The organism is Streptomyces sp. SKN60, assembly GCF_026236535.1.
GTDB lineage: Bacteria > Actinomycetota > Actinomycetes > Streptomycetales > Streptomycetaceae > Streptomyces.
Window position 1 is genome coordinate 79,201 of record NZ_JAHTMW010000007.1, and the last position, 13,526, is coordinate 92,726.

14 protein-coding genes are annotated in these 13,526 nt (G+C 71.5%); 7 read left to right on the plus strand and 7 right to left on the minus strand.

The features are described from left to right. Positions 1-29: 29 nt before the first annotated feature. Genes KV205_RS13580 through KV205_RS13600 form a run of 5 tightly spaced genes read right to left on the minus strand, consistent with a single transcriptional unit; the run spans position 30 to position 5,759 of the window. Positions 30-824 (minus strand): ABC transporter permease, encoded by a 795-nt coding sequence (locus tag KV205_RS13580; protein ID WP_265864549.1) that lies wholly within the window; start codon positions 822-824, stop codon positions 30-32. Further along, the gene (locus KV205_RS13585; protein WP_265864551.1) at positions 824-1,753 is read right to left on the minus strand and encodes an ABC transporter permease; all 930 of its coding nucleotides are present in this window, start codon (positions 1,751-1,753) and stop codon (positions 824-826) included. Before KV205_RS13585 ends, KV205_RS13580 begins: the two co-directional genes overlap by 1 nt. Beyond that, positions 1,750-2,898, minus strand: a complete 1,149-nt coding sequence (locus KV205_RS13590) for an ABC transporter ATP-binding protein (protein ID WP_265864553.1) — start codon at positions 2,896-2,898, stop codon at positions 1,750-1,752. Before KV205_RS13590 ends, KV205_RS13585 begins: the two co-directional genes overlap by 4 nt. 43 nt (positions 2,899-2,941) lie before the next feature. After that, positions 2,942-4,189, minus strand: a complete 1,248-nt coding sequence (locus KV205_RS13595; RefSeq protein WP_265864555.1) for a PotD/PotF family extracellular solute-binding protein — start codon at positions 4,187-4,189, stop codon at positions 2,942-2,944. 49 nt (positions 4,190-4,238) lie between these two features. Further along, complete coding sequence (locus tag KV205_RS13600; RefSeq protein WP_265864556.1) at positions 4,239-5,759, minus strand: gamma-aminobutyraldehyde dehydrogenase; 1,521 nt, start codon at positions 5,757-5,759, stop codon at positions 4,239-4,241. 176 nt (positions 5,760-5,935) lie between these two features. Here KV205_RS13600 and KV205_RS13605 point away from each other — a divergent pair, with 176 nt between their 5' ends. Further along, complete coding sequence (locus KV205_RS13605) at positions 5,936-6,478, plus strand: NADAR family protein (protein ID WP_265864558.1); 543 nt, start codon at positions 5,936-5,938, stop codon at positions 6,476-6,478. Positions 6,479-6,581: 103 nt separating this feature from the next. Here the strand turns inward: KV205_RS13605 and KV205_RS13610 are convergent, their stop codons facing one another. Then, positions 6,582-7,208, minus strand: coding sequence for a DUF4190 domain-containing protein (locus tag KV205_RS13610; protein ID WP_265864560.1), 627 nt, complete (start codon positions 7,206-7,208; stop codon positions 6,582-6,584). An 81-nt stretch (positions 7,209-7,289) separates the two neighbouring features. On the opposite strand from KV205_RS13610, the gene KV205_RS13615 reads away from it, so the two are divergent. From KV205_RS13615 to KV205_RS13640, 6 genes are all read left to right on the plus strand, one after another. Continuing rightward, positions 7,290-8,315: an adenosine deaminase gene (locus tag KV205_RS13615; protein ID WP_265864561.1), complete on the plus strand. Its 1,026-nt coding sequence runs from the start codon at positions 7,290-7,292 to the stop codon at positions 8,313-8,315. 19 nt (positions 8,316-8,334) lie between these two features. Continuing rightward, a complete protein-coding gene (locus KV205_RS13620) occupies positions 8,335-9,027 on the plus strand; it encodes a glycerophosphodiester phosphodiesterase (protein ID WP_265864562.1) in 693 nt (230 codons plus the stop codon). Continuing rightward, entirely contained in the window at positions 9,024-9,803 is a 780-nt protein-coding gene (locus tag KV205_RS13625) for an SAM-dependent methyltransferase (protein WP_265864563.1), read from the plus strand. The genes KV205_RS13620 and KV205_RS13625 overlap by 4 nt, the downstream gene beginning before the upstream one ends. Before the next feature lie 134 nt (positions 9,804-9,937). Beyond that, entirely contained in the window at positions 9,938-10,984 is a 1,047-nt protein-coding gene (locus KV205_RS13630) for a sensor histidine kinase (protein ID WP_374214671.1), read from the plus strand. Continuing rightward, positions 10,981-11,703 carry a response regulator transcription factor gene (locus KV205_RS13635; RefSeq protein ID WP_265864567.1) on the plus strand — a complete coding sequence of 241 codons (723 nt, stop codon included), beginning with the start codon at positions 10,981-10,983 and terminating at the stop codon, positions 11,701-11,703. Before KV205_RS13630 ends, KV205_RS13635 begins: the two co-directional genes overlap by 4 nt. Before the next feature lie 96 nt (positions 11,704-11,799). Beyond that, the gene (locus KV205_RS13640; RefSeq protein WP_265864568.1) at positions 11,800-12,969 is read left to right on the plus strand and encodes a serine hydrolase; all 1,170 of its coding nucleotides are present in this window, start codon (positions 11,800-11,802) and stop codon (positions 12,967-12,969) included. Here the strand turns inward: KV205_RS13640 and KV205_RS13645 are convergent. Continuing rightward, a complete protein-coding gene (locus KV205_RS13645) occupies positions 12,935-13,507 on the minus strand; it encodes a hypothetical protein (RefSeq protein WP_265864569.1) in 573 nt (190 codons plus the stop codon). The two genes, KV205_RS13640 and KV205_RS13645, sit on opposite strands and share 35 nt — an antisense overlap. Positions 13,508-13,526: the final 19 nt, after the last annotated feature.

Below are 13,526 nucleotides of genomic sequence, written 5' to 3' on the forward strand. Positions count from 1 at the left end.
GCCCGCTCGCCGCGGGCCGGGCGCTGATGTCAGGCTGTTGCCGTTTTCTTGCGCCGGTTCGTGACGATCTGGCCGGCCACGACCACCAGTACCGCGATGACGAACATCGCCGTGCCGATGACGTTGATCTGAACGGGTGTTCCGCGCTGCGCCGAGCCCCAGACGAACATGGGGAAGGTGACGGTGGAACCCGCGTTGAAGTTGGTGATGATGAAGTCGTCGAACGACAGCGCGAAGGCGAGCAGCGCGCCGGCCGCGATGCCGGGCGCCGCGATCGGCAGGGTGACCCGCAGGAAGGTCTGCGCCGGGCCCGCGTAGAGGTCGCGCGCGGCCTCCTCCAGGCGCGGGTCCATGGACATCACGCGCGCCTTGACGGCGGTCACGACGAACGACAGACAGAACATGATGTGGGCGATCAGGATGGTCCAGAAGCCCAGCTCGGCGCCCATGTTGAGGAACAGGGTGAGCAGCGAGGCGGCCATCACGACCTCGGGCATGGCCATCGGCAGGAAGATCAGCGAGTTGATCGCGCCGCGCGCCCGGAAGCGGTAGCGGACCAGCGCGAAGGCGATCATCGTGCCGAGCACGACCGCGCCGACCGTGGCCCACGCGGCGATCTGCAGCGAGAGGGTGAGCGACTCGCACATGTCGGCGACCCCGCAGGGGTCCTTCCAGGCGTCGAGCGAGAACTGCTGCCACGCGTAGTTGAAGCGCCCGTTCGGCTTGTTGAACGAGAAGACCATGACCACGACGTTCGGCAGGATCAGGTACGCGAGCGTCAGCAGGCCCGCGATGACGACGAGGTGCTGTCGGATCCAACGCATCAGACCAGGTCCTCCGTTCCCGCCCGGCGGATGTAGACGGTGACCATGAGCAGCACGATCGCCATGAGGATGAAGGAGAGGGCGGCGGCCGTCGGGTAGTCCAGGACGCGCAGGAACTGCGACTGGATGACGTTGCCGACCATCTTGGTGTCGGTGGAGCCGAGGAGTTCGGCGTTGACGTAGTCGCCGCTGGCCGGGATGAAGGTGAGCAGGGTGCCGGAGACGACGCCGGGCATCGACAGCGGGAAGGTCACCTTGCGGAAGGTGGTGGCGGGCGAGGCGTAGAGGTCCTGCGCGGCCTCGTGGAGCCGCCCGTCGATCCGCTCCAGGGAGGTGTAGAGGGGCAGGATCATGAAGGGCAGGAAGTTGTAGGTGAGGCCGCAGACCACGGCCATCGGGGTGGCGAGCACCCGGCTGCCCTCGGTCCAGCCCAGCCAGCCGGTCACGTCCAGGACGTGCAGCGTGTTCAGTGCGTCGACCACCAGGCTGTCGTCGGCGAGGATCGTCTTCCAGGCCAGCGTCCGGATGAGGAAGCTGGTGAAGAAGGGCGCGATGACGAGCACGAGCAGCAGATTGCGCCAGCGGCCGGCCTTGAAGGCGATGAGGTACGCCAGGGGGTAGCCGAGCAGCAGGCACAGCAGGGTCGCGGTGCCGGCGTACAGCAGCGAGCGGACGAACTGCGGCCAGTACTCCTGGAAGGCGTCCCAGTAGGTCTGGAAGTGCCAGGTGACCTCGAACCCCTTCTCCAGGGAGCCGGTCTGCACCGAGGTGGAGGCCTGGTAGACCATGGGCAGCGCGAAGAAGACGAGCAGCCACAGGATGCCGGGCAGCAGCAGCCAGTAGGGCACCAGCCGCTTGCGGGTGGAGGGCCTGCGCGGCACCGGCTCCTCGGCCGGCGGCGCCTCCTCCTTCGTCAGGGTGGCGCTCATGCGGCGTCCTCCACCGTCTCGACGCCCGCGTCGATGGCCTGGGCGGCGTCGAGGCCGAAGGTGTGCGCCGGGTTCCAGTGCAGGACGACCTCGGCACCCGGCACCAGACGCGTGTCCCGCTCGATGTTCTGCTCGTACACGTGCAGCTCAGCCCCGGCGGGCGAGTTCACCACGTACTGCGTCGACACGCCGATGAAGGAGGACTCGGCGATCCGGCCGGTGACCCGGTTGCGGCCGTCGGCGATCTCACCGGCGTCGTCGGCGTGCGCCAGGGAGATCTTCTCGGGCCGCACCCCGACCAGCACCTTGCCGCCCACCCGGACGGCGGCGGTACAGCGCTCGCCGGGCACCTTGAGCTTGCCGCCGCCGGCGGTGACCAGGAGGTCGCCGCCGGTCTCGGCGACCTCGGCCTCGATGAGGTTGGAGGTGCCGAGGAAGTTGGCGACGAAGGTGGTCTGCGGGTTCTCGTACAGGTCGGCGGGGTCGCCGAGCTGCTCGACCCGGCCGCCGTTCATGACCGCGACCTGGTCGGCCATGGTCATGGCCTCCTCCTGGTCGTGGGTGACGTGCACGAAGGTGATGCCGACCTCGGTCTGGATGCGCTTGAGCTCCAGCTGCATCTGGCGGCGCAGCTTGAGGTCGAGGGCGCCGAGCGGCTCGTCGAGGAGCAGCACCTGCGGGTGGTTGATGAGCGCGCGGGCGACGGCGACGCGCTGCTGCTGGCCGCCGGAGAGCTGGTGCGGCTTGTGCTTGGCCTTGTCGCCGAGCTGGACGAGTTCCAGCATCTCGTCGACCTGCTTCTTGACCGACGTGATGCCGCGCCGGCGCAGACCGAAGGCGATGTTCTCGAAGACGTCCATGTGCGGGAAGAGCGCGTAGGACTGGAAGACGGTGTTCACCGGCCGCTTGTACGGGGGGAGGTCGGTGACGTCCCGGTCGCCGAGGAAGACGGTGCCGGTGGTCGGGTCCTCCAGGCCGGCGATCATCCGCAGCGTGGTCGTCTTGCCGCAGCCGGACGCGCCGAGCAGGGCGAAGAAGGAGCCCTGCGGGATGGTCAGGTCGAGCGGGTGGACGGCGGTGAAGGAGCCGTAGGACTTGCTGATGCCGGCCAGTCGGACGTCGCCGCCGGTGGTGTTGTCAGTCATGGGTTGCTGTCCCGGGTTCGTGAAGGGGAGGGCGGACGGCCGGTCAGGCGCCGATGAGCTTGGCGAACTTCTCCTCGTACGCCGTCTCCTCGGCGCTGCTGAGCGAGCGGAAGGCGCGGGACTTCGCGGCCATCGCCTTGTCCGGGAGGATCAGGGTGTTGGCGGCCAGCTCGGGGTCGATCTTGGCGAGCTCGTCCTTCACGCCGTCGACCGGGCACACGTAGTTGATGTACGCGGCGAGCTGGGCGGCGACCGGAAGCTCGTAGTAGTAGTCGATGAGCTTCTCGGCGTTGGCCTTGTGCCGGGCGTTCGCCGGGACCAGCAGGTTGTCGCTGGACGTGATGTAGCCGGCGGACGGGATGGCGAACTGGATGTCCGGGTTGTCCGCCTGCAGCTGGATGACGTCACCGGCCCAGGCGAGGCAGGCCGCGAGGTCGCCCTTGTCGAGGTCGGAGGTGTAGTCGTTGCCGGTGAAGCGCCGGATCTGCTTCTTGTCGACGCCCTTCTGGAGGCGCCCGATCGCCGCGTCGTAGTCGGCGTCGGTGAACTTCCCCGGGTCCTTGCCCATGTCGAGGAGGGTCATGCCGACCGAGTCGCGCATCTCGGTGAGGAAGCCGACCCGGCCCTTGAGGGCGGGGTCGTCGAGGAGCTGGGTGACCGAGTCGACCTTCTTCCCGCCGGTCGCCTTCACGTTGTAGGCGATGACGGTGGAGATGCCGGTCCAGGGGTACGAGTAGGAGCGGCCCGGGTCCCAGTCGGGGCGGCGGAACTGCGGGGAGAGGTTGGCGTAGGCGTTCGGCAGGTTCGCCGGGTCCAGCTTCTGCGCCCAGCCGAGCCGGATGATCCGGGCGGCCAGCCAGTCGGTGACACAGATCAGGTCACGGCCGGTGTCCTGGCCAGCCGCGAGCTGCGGCTTGATCTTGCCGAAGAACTCGACGTTGTCGTTGATGTCCTCGGTGTACTTGACCTTGATCCCGGTCCGTTTGGCGAACGCCTCAAGGGTCGGACGGTGCTTCTCGTCCTCGCTCACGTCCATGTACTCGGTCCAGTTGGAGAAGGCGACGCTCTTCTCCTTGGCCGACACGTCGATGGACGCGGGACCGTTGCCCTCCCGCTTGGCCGGCGGGATGCCGCAGGCGCTCAGGCCGGCGAGGCCGCCGAGGGTGAGCGCGCCGACGCCGCCGGCGCGCAGCATCGAGCGGCGGCTGAGGGCGCCCCGGCCGCTGGTGAGGCTGCGCCGTATCGCCGCCGTCTGCGCGGCCGACAGGCTGTCGGGCTGGTACTGCTCCATGCGCTGTGCCCTTCCGGAGGGGTGGGTGGATGCCGCTGGTCGGACGGCGCTACTGCTGTCGGTCCCCGAAGATCGTGCGGTGCCAGTCCTTGGCCGCCACCGCCGTGTTGTCGTACATGACGTGCTTCACCTGCGTGTACTCCTCGAAGGAGTACGCCGACATGTCCTTTCCGAAGCCCGAGGCCTTGTAGCCGCCGTGGGGCATCTCGCTGATGATCGGGATGTGGTCGTTGACCCAGACGCAGCCGGCCTTGATCTCGCGGGTGGCCCGGTTCACCCGGAAGACGTCGCGGCTCCAGGCGGAGGCGGCGAGGCCGTACGGGGTGTCGTTGGCGAGCCGGATGCCCTCGTCGTCGCCGTCGAAGGGCAGGGCCACCAGCACCGGCCCGAAGATCTCCGACTGCACGACCTCGCTGTCCTGCGGGGCGCCGGTGATCAGGGTGGGTCGGTAGTATGCGCCGTTCTTGAGCTCGCCACCAGGGGCTTCGCCGCCGGTGACGACGGTCGCGTAGGCGCGGGCCCGCTCCACGAAGCCGGCCACCCGGTCGCGCTGGGCGTGGCTGACGAGCGGGCCGAGGTCGGTCGACGGGTCGAAGGGGTCGCCGAGGCGCACCGTCTCCATGAGTTCGGCGACCCGGGCGACGAAGGCGTCGAACAGCGGCCGCTGGACGTAGGCGCGGGTGGCGGCGGTGCAGTCCTGGCCGCTGTTGATGAGGGAGGCGGCGACGGCGCCGTGCGCGGCGGCCTCCAGGTCGGCGTCGTCGAAGACCAGGAACGGGGCCTTGCCGCCGAGCTCCAGGTGGAGCCGCTTGACGGTGGCGGTGGCGATCTCGGCGACCCGCTTGCCGACGCCGGTGGAGCCGGTGAAGGAGGTCATGGCGACGCCCGGGTGTCCGACCAGGTGCTCGCCGGCGACCCGTCCGGCGCCGTTGACGATGTTGATCACGCCGTCGGGCAGGCCGGCCTCGGTGGCCGCCTGGGCGAACATCAGCGAGGTCAGCGGGGTCAGCTCGGCGGGCTTCAGGACGACGGTGTTGCCGGCGGCGACGGCCGGCAGGATCTTCCAGGCGGCCATCTGCAGCGGGTAGTTCCACGGGGCGATGGAGCCGACCACGCCGATCGGCTCGCGCCGTACGTACGAGGTGTGGTCGCCGGAGTACTCGCCGGCCGACTGGCCCTGGAGGTGCCGGGCGGCGCCCGCGAAGAAGGCGGTGTTGTCGACGGTGCCGGGCACGTCGAACTCGCGGGTCAGCTTGATGGGCTTGCCGCACTGGAGGGACTCGGCCTGGGCGAACTCCTCGGCCCGCTCGGCGAGCACTCCGGCGAAGCGGTGCAGCGCGTCGGAGCGCTCGCCCGGGGTGGCGCCCGCCCAGCCGGGGAAGGCCTCGGCGGCGGCGGTCACGGCCGCGTCGACGTCGTCGGCCGAGGCGAGGGTGTACGTGAGGACGGTCTCCCCCGTCGCCGGGTCGACGACGCCGTGCTCGGTGTCCGAGGTGCCGGGGCGGAGCCGCCCGCCGATGTACTGCGCGCCGTCCGCGAAGCGGTCCGACGCCTGGAAGCGGTTGCCCATGACGCTCTCCGTTGTTCCAGCTCGAGTTGAGTGCCGATCCTGACAGAGGGCATCCGGTCCAACAAGTGATTCCGTTGTTGCCTTTTGGTTACGCGACGGATTCGGTCGATCAATGTGTCGAGGACGGCGGGAAATTGCCGTACGGAGTGTCCGTGGCAACTGGAACAGTGGCGTGCATGAACGATCTCGAATCCTTGAAACAGCAGGTCAGAAGCGGCGAGAGGGTGAAGTGGCTGCACTTCTGGGGGCACCGGCCGCACCCTGACGGGCGTCTGTCGGCGAGCTGTCTGAGCCAGTGGTGGCCGGCGCCCTTCGTGGTGGACGGTGTGCGCTACGCGACCGCCGAGCACTGGATGATGGCCGGCAAGGCGCGGCTCTTCGACGACCCCGAGGCGGAGCGGGCGGCGCTCGCGGCTGCCTCTCCCGCGCAGGCGAAGAAGGCGGGCCGGCTGGTCCGCGGCTTCGACGAGGAGGTGTGGCGGCGCGAGCGCTTCGGCATCGTCGTGGCGGGCAGCGTCCACAAGTTCGCCTCCGACCCGGCCCTGAAGGCCTTCCTGCTCGGCACCGGTACCCGGGTCCTGGTGGAGGCCAGCCCGGTGGACCGGATCTGGGGCATCGGGCTCGCGGCGGACGACCCGCGCGCCATGGACCCGGACCGGTGGCGCGGCGAGAACCTGCTGGGCTTCGCGCTGATGGAGGCGCGCGAGCGGCTGCGGTGAGCCGCACCAGAAGACGAGCGCCGGGAGACGGGCCGAGAAGGGCCGGAGACGAGGACGGGGGCCGCGCGAGCGGCCCCCGTCAACGCTGTTCGAGCGTGCGGCGCTAGCGGCGCCCCTCGACGACGAGCGACGTCTCCCAGGGGTCCTTGCCGCTCTCCTCCCACTCGTCGGCGTTGGCGATGATCCAGACGTAGAAGATGATCATCGCGATGCCGAGCACGATGCCGATCGCGCCGAGCACGACGCCCGCGGTGGCCTGGCCGCTGTTGTTGGCCTCGCCGCGCTGCACCCGCTTCTTGCCGATGATGCCGAAGATCAGGGCGAGGATGCCGAGGATCAGGCTGGGCAGCCCGTAGAAGCAGAAGATGACCACGGCGATGATGCCGACGACCATGCCGGCCGTGCCCATGCCGTTGGACGGGGACTGGCCCCAGCCCGGCGGCTGACCGCCGTACCCCGCTCCGTAACCGGGGTACGGGGCGGGGGCCGGCGCCGGCGGGTAGCCGTACCCGGGCGTGCCGGCCGCGGGCGTGGGTGTCGGCGGGGCGGTCGGGTATCCGAAGCTGCCCCCGGGCGCGGCGGGCGGCGGCGGCAGCTCGGCGCCCGGCATCGAGGCCATGGTGGGCTGGTCGTGCACCGGCGGCGGTGTGGGCGTGGGCTTGCTCAGTTCGACGCCGTCCTGGTTCGGCGGCGCCCACGGGTCCACCGGCTGGTCGTTGTTCTCGGACATGGGCCTCCCCCATCGTGGTCACGCCATGCTACGGCCTACGCCATACGGGGGACGGTCAGCCCTCCGGCCTACGATGACCGGATGACCGACCTTCACGCCTTCATCGCGGGGCTGCCCAAGGCCGAGCTGCACGTCCACCACGTCGGCTCCGCCTCGCCCCGTATCGTCGCCGAGCTGGCGGCCCGTCACCCGGACTCCAAGGTTCCGACCGATCCCGAGGCCCTGACGGACTACTTCACCTTCACCGACTTCGCCCACTTCATCGAGGTCTACCTCTCCGTCGTGGACCTGGTCCGCACCCCGGAGGACGTGCGGCTGCTCACCTTCGAGGTGGCCCGCGACATGGCCCGGCAGAACATCCGCTACGCGGAGCTGACCATCACCCCGTACAGCTCGACCCGCCGCGGCATCGACGAGCGCGCCTTCATGGCCGCCATCGAGGACGCCCGGCTCGCGGCCGAGAAGGAGCTCGGCGTGGTGCTGCGCTGGTGCTTCGACATCCCCGGCGAGGCGGGGCTCGAGGCGGCCGAGGAGACGGCGCGGCTCGCCGTCGAGCTGCGGCCCGAGGGTCTGGTCTCGTTCGGCCTCGGCGGACCGGAGATCGGTGTGCCGCGCCCGCAGTTCAAGCCGTACTTCGACCGGGCGCGGGCGGCCGGGCTGCGGTCCGTGCCGCACGCCGGCGAGACCACCGGACCGGAGACGGTCTGGGACGCGATCAACGAGCTGGGCGCCGAGCGCATCGGCCACGGCACCAGCTCGGTCCAGGACCCGGAGCTCCTGAAGTACCTGGCGGAGCACCGGATCGCCCTGGAGGTGTGCCCCACCTCGAACATCGCGACCCGCGCCGTGGAGCGCCTGGAGGACCACCCCGTCAGGCAGATGGTGGAGGCCGGGGTGCTCGTCACGATCAACAGCGACGACCCGCCGATGTTCGGCAGCGACCTCAACAACGAGTACGCGGTGGCGGCCCGGCTGCTCGGTCTGGACGAGCGCGGTCTCGCGGCGCTCGCGAAGAACGCGGTGGAGGCCTCCTTCCTCGACGAGGCCGGCAAGGCGCGCCTCACCGAGGAGATCGACACGTACACGGAGCGCTGGATGTCGGCCTGACGCCCGGGAGAATGGGGCCATGGATACCCCAGTCACCGTCGTCGGCCATCGCGGCGACCCCTACCGCGTCCGCGAGAACACCGTCCCCTCGATCGTCTCGGCGTTCGAGCGGGGCGCGGACGCGGTGGAGGTCGACGTCCGGCTCACCGAGGACGGCGTCCCGGTGCTGCTGCACGACGACACCCTGAAGCGGCTGTGGGGGTTCGACCGGCGGCTGGCCGGGCTGACCCTCGACGAGCTGCGGGAGATCACCGAGGACGGGGTGCCGACGCTGCGCGAGGCGCTGATCGCGGCCGGCCCGCACCGGCTGATGCTGGACCTGCCGGGCGGGAACGACGCCTCGGTCCGGAAGATCGTCGGCACGGTGCGCGAGTGCGGCGCGAGCGAGCGCGTCTACTACTGCGCGGGCGGCACGGCCATGCTCGACGTCCGGGCCGCCGACCCGGCCGCGGAGATCGCGCTGACCTGGAACACGCTGGCCCCGCCGCGCCCGGTGCTGCTCGACGCGGTGCGCCCGAGATGGCTCAACTACCGCTTCGGCCTGGCGAGTCGGCAGCTGGTCGAGCGGGTGCACCGGGCCGGCCTGCTGGTCTCGGTGTGGACCCCCGACACCCGGCGGAACATGCGTAAGCTGATCGGGAACGGGGTCGATTCGATCACCACCAATCGGGTCGACACGCTGGCCGCCGTCGTGCGAAAGGGCCGTGCATGAACGACAGGATCCGCACCGACATCGCGCACAACGCGCGCGTGTGGAACTACTGGCTCGGCGGCAAGGACTACTACCCGGTGGACCGGGAGGTCGGCGACCGGGTCACCGCCTTCCATCCGAGCATCGGCGCCGTGGCCCGCGCCGACCGCGCCTTCCTCGGCCGCGCGGTGACCCGGCTGACCGCCGGGGCCGGCATCCGCCAGTTCCTGGACATCGGCACCGGACTGCCCACCGCCGACAACACCCACGAGGTCGCCCAGCGGATCGCGCCGGACTCCCGGATCGTCTACGTCGACAACGACCCGATCGTCCTCACCCACGCCCGCGCGCTGCTCACCGGCACCCCCGAGGGCCGCACGGAGTACGTGGACGCCGACGCCCGGGACCCCGAGCGGATCCTCGCGGCGGCCGCCGGGACGCTCGACCTCTCGCGGCCGGTCGCCGTGCTGATACTGGGCATCCTCAACTTCGTCCTCGACCTCGACGAGGCCCGCGCGATCGTCCGGACCCTCATGGACGCGGTGCCGTCCGGCAGCTATCTGGTCGTCACGCATCCGACGTACGACCCCGAGGTGGGCGGCGAGGCCAACGTGGCGGCCATGGAGTTCTGGAACGCCAACGCCACCCCGCCGATCACCGCCCGCAGCCGCGCCGAGTTCGCCTCCTTCCTCGACGGGCTCGACGTCCTGGAGCCGGGCATCGTGTCCTGCGCCCGCTGGCAGGCGCCGGAGGCGGCGGACGTCGCCCAGTACGGAGCGGTGGCGCGCAAGCCGTAATGCGGATACGGGGGACGACGGGAACGCGGGACGCGGGGGCCCGCGCACGGCTGCTCCGGGACCGGCTGCGGTCCCGGGCCGAGGCCAATCCATGGGCGGTCGACATCGGTCTGGCCCTGCTCGTGCAGGCGGCGATGACGATGCCGTTCGTGGTGCCGCGCGGCCCGGAGCTCGAACCGGCGACCTGGCCGGCGTACGGACTGACCACGCTCACCGTCGTGCCGCTGGTGTGGCGGCGCAGGGCCCCGCTGGCGGTGCTGCTCGCGGTGATCGCGGCGAGCGCGCTCTACCGGCTGGCCCTGGAGGGGCCGGGGCAGCCGCTGCCGTACACCGGCCTGGTGTGCCTCTACACGATCGCGGTGCTCTCGCCGCCGTGGAAACGCCTCGCGGCCGGGATCCTGGTGACGGTCGCGGTGCCGGTCTCGGTGTGGCTCAACACCCAGTCGGCGCGCGAACTCACCTTCTCCCTCTTCGTGTTCGGCGCCGCCTACGCCTTCGGCCGGCTCACCGACGCCCGGCAGCGGGCCCACCGGGTCGACGCCGAGCGGGCCGCGGCCCGCGAACGGGCCAGGATCGCCCGGGAGATGCACGACATCCTGTCGCACGCGGTCAGCCTGATGATCGTGCAGGCGGAGGCCGGGCCGGTGGCGGTACGGGCGGCGCCGGAGCGGGCCGAGGCCGCGTTCGACGCGATCTCCGCGACCGGCCGGGACGCGATGGTCCAACTGCGCCGGATGCTGGGCGTGTTGCGCGAGGACGCGAGCGGCCCGGCGGCCCCGCGCGCGCCGCAGCCGGATCTCGCGGACCTCCCGGCGCTCCTGGAGCGGGTGCGGTCGGGCGGTCTGAGCGTCGGGTACGCGACGGAGGGCGGGGTGCGGGCGCTGCCCGCGGCGACCGGGGCGAGCGTCTACCGGATCGTGCAGGAGGCGCTGACGAACGTGGTGAAGCACGCCCGGGCCCGTACGGTCGACGTCCGGCTCGCCCACGCCGACGGCGTCCTGCGGGTCACGGTGACCGACGACGGGCGCGGCCCGCAGGGCGGCCCCGGCGGGCACGGTCTCGTGGGCATCCGGGAGCGGGCCGCCGCGCACGGCGGGACGGCGCGCACGGGCCCCGGCCCGGACGGCCGGGGGTTCGAGGTGCGGGTTCTGCTCCCCGTACGGACAGAGGGGGAGAGATGACGATCCGGGTGGTGGTGGCGGACGACCAGGAACTGGTCCGCAGCGGCTTCGCGATGATCCTGGACGCGCAGCCGGACATCGAGGTGGTGGCGGAGGCCGGGGACGGCACGGCGGCCGTCGAGGCGGTGCGGCGGCTCGCGCCCGACGTGGCGCTGCTCGACATCCGGATGCCCAGGACCGACGGCATCGAGGCCTGCCGGACGATCAGCGCGGAGTCCGGCTGCCGGACGGTGATGCTGACGACCTTCGACACCGACGCGTATGTGTACGAGGCGCTGCACGCGGGCGCGAGCGGCTTCCTCCTGAAGGACGTGCGCCGCGACGACCTGGTGCACGCGGTACGGGTGGTGGCGGCGGGCGACTCGCTGCTCGCGCCGTCCGTGGCGCGGCGCCTGGTGGAGCAGTACACGGCGGGCGGGCCGCGCCCCGGCGGCCCGGCCCGGACCGCCGATCCCCGGCTCGACGTCCTCACCGGGCGGGAGCGCGAGACGCTGCTGCTGCTCGCCCGCGGCCTGTCGAACGCGGAGATCGCGGCGGAGCTGGTGGTCAGCGACCACACGGTGAAGACGCACGTCGGCAACGTCCTCGCCAAGCTGGGGCTGCGGGACCGCATCCAGGCGGTGATCTGCGCGTACGAGACGGGCCTGGTCGCGGCGGGCTCTCCCCCGCCCGGGGGAGCCGGCGGCGCGGGCGCCTCCCCCGGGCGGGCGAGGAAGTAGCCGCCGGAAGACCGCCGGTGCGGGCGATCCGCCGGTCGTCGCAGGTCAGCAGGATGGAGCCATCGAGAACAACGGCTCAGACCCATGGAGTTGACCATGCGGAAGTCCACCCGCGCCCTGCTCGCCGCCGCCCTGGTCCTGGGCGTCACCGCCGGCCCGGCGTCCCTCGCCCCGGCCTTCGCCGCCCCGGCCCGGGCAATGGCCCAGGCCCCGACGGCGCCCGACCTGTCGGCGGTGATCGCCGGCCTCCCGTCGAAGGACGCGACGGCGGCCCTGGTCCGGGTCGGCGGCACCGAGGGCGCCTGGCAGGGCAGTGCGGGCGTGCACGACCTCACGACCGGCCGCCCGGCGGACCCGGGCGCCCGCTTCCGGGCCGGTTCGGTGACCAAGGTGTTCACGGCCGCGGTCGTCCTGCAGCTGGCGGCCGAGGGCCGGATCGGCCTGGACCGCCCGGCCCGCTCGTACCTCCCGGAGCTGATCCCGGCGGCGTACGGAGGCGTCACCGTACGCCAGTTGCTCGACCACACCCACGGCATCCCGGCGGCGCACCTGCCGGGCGAGACGGTCGAGGAGTGGTACGCGCGCCGCTTCGTCGAGCACGACCCGCGTGACCTGGTGCGCGACGCGACCGCGCGGCCGCGGGAGTTCGCCCCCGGCGAGAAGCAGCACTATCTGAACATCGGCTACACGATCGCCGGTCTGATCGTCGAGCGCGTCACGGGTGACTCGTACGAGCACCAGGTGGCGTCCCGGGTGCTGCGGCCGCTCGGTCTGAAGGACACGTACTTCCCGGGCGGCAGCCCCCGGATCGAGGGCCGGCACAACCACGGGTACCAGTGGATGCGCCTTGAGGACGGGACGACCGGGCTGCGGGACGTGACCGTGTGGGGCGTCACGGACGGCTGGGCGGCGGGCGATCTGATCTCGACCACCGCGGACCTGGAGCGGTTCACGCGGGCCCTGTTCGGCGGCCGGGTGGTGCGCGGACCGCTCCTGGAGGAGATGTTCACGCTGCCGAAGGTGGCGGACTTCGGGTCGGGCGACCCGGCCGCGTACAGCGTCGGCCTGTCGATGAAGAAGCTGGGCGGGCGCGAGGTGTGGGGCAAGACCGGTGGCCGCTGGGGCTACAACGCGGCCATCGCCTCCACCCGCCACGGCGAGCGGACCCTGGTCTACAGCGTCAACTCGACGGACGCCAAGGGCCAGGAGATGAACAAGGTGGCGCTGAACCTCATGCTGGCGACGTTCGGGGCGCCGTCGGAGTGACCGCGCCCGGTGCTTCCGCCGCCTCCAGGGCTTCGAGCGCTTCGAGGCGCTTGATCAGCCGGCGTACGGCGAGCAGCGGCAGGATGCCGAGGACCCCGAAGGACATGTCGATCACCGACCACCAGAAGGGGATGCCGCGGATCGGTCCGCAGATCAGGGCGAGCGGGATGATGCCGACGCAGGCGATCATGCCGAACTCGATGACCCAGATGTTGCGGACCGGGTCGCGGTAGGGCCCGTAGAAGGCGACGGCGATGACGAGGTGGGCGAAGGCCAGCCAGTCGGTGCCGTAGAGGAGGTACGGGGCCCGGGCGTCGGCCCCTTCGAGCCCGGTCCGCACCCGGGAGCTCCACTCGGCGAGGCCGGGGAAGGCGTCGGCGAGCGGGGCGGCCCAGCCGTCCAGGGCGCCGTCGGCCAGGCGGACTTCGGTGACCAGCGGGAACGCGGTGGCCCCGCTGAGCACCAGGCAGACGATGAAGACGACCAGCCAGACGCGGATGCGCTTGAGGAGGGCTCTCGGCCCGTTCGTGTCGTTCATGGAAGGCAGCGTACGCCTC

What these genes read in the sequence shown, in the direction of transcription:
- KV205_RS13605 (WP_265864558.1), top strand. Translation starts at nt 5,936, where the DNA reads ATGAACGATCTCGAATCCTTGAAACAGCAGGTCAGAAGCGGCGAGAGG.
- KV205_RS13595 (WP_265864555.1), bottom strand. Translation starts at nt 4,189, where the DNA reads ATGGAGCAGTACCAGCCCGACAGCCTGTCGGCCGCGCAGACGGCGGCG.
- KV205_RS13625 (WP_265864563.1), top strand. Translation starts at nt 9,024, where the DNA reads ATGAACGACAGGATCCGCACCGACATCGCGCACAACGCGCGCGTGTGG.
- KV205_RS13610 (WP_265864560.1), bottom strand. Translation starts at nt 7,208, where the DNA reads ATGTCCGAGAACAACGACCAGCCGGTGGACCCGTGGGCGCCGCCGAAC.
- KV205_RS13615 (WP_265864561.1), top strand. Translation starts at nt 7,290, where the DNA reads ATGACCGACCTTCACGCCTTCATCGCGGGGCTGCCCAAGGCCGAGCTG.
- KV205_RS13645 (WP_265864569.1), bottom strand. Translation starts at nt 13,507, where the DNA reads ATGAACGACACGAACGGGCCGAGAGCCCTCCTCAAGCGCATCCGCGTC.
- KV205_RS13585 (WP_265864551.1), bottom strand. Translation starts at nt 1,753, where the DNA reads ATGAGCGCCACCCTGACGAAGGAGGAGGCGCCGCCGGCCGAGGAGCCG.
- KV205_RS13640 (WP_265864568.1), top strand. Translation starts at nt 11,800, where the DNA reads ATGCGGAAGTCCACCCGCGCCCTGCTCGCCGCCGCCCTGGTCCTGGGC.
- KV205_RS13590 (WP_265864553.1), bottom strand. Translation starts at nt 2,898, where the DNA reads ATGACTGACAACACCACCGGCGGCGACGTCCGACTGGCCGGCATCAGC.
- KV205_RS13580 (WP_265864549.1), bottom strand. Translation starts at nt 824, where the DNA reads ATGCGTTGGATCCGACAGCACCTCGTCGTCATCGCGGGCCTGCTGACG.
- KV205_RS13635 (WP_265864567.1), top strand. Translation starts at nt 10,981, where the DNA reads ATGACGATCCGGGTGGTGGTGGCGGACGACCAGGAACTGGTCCGCAGC.
- KV205_RS13620 (WP_265864562.1), top strand. Translation starts at nt 8,335, where the DNA reads ATGGATACCCCAGTCACCGTCGTCGGCCATCGCGGCGACCCCTACCGC.
- KV205_RS13600 (WP_265864556.1), bottom strand. Translation starts at nt 5,759, where the DNA reads ATGGGCAACCGCTTCCAGGCGTCGGACCGCTTCGCGGACGGCGCGCAG.
- KV205_RS13630 (WP_374214671.1), top strand. Translation starts at nt 9,938, where the DNA reads ATGACGATGCCGTTCGTGGTGCCGCGCGGCCCGGAGCTCGAACCGGCG.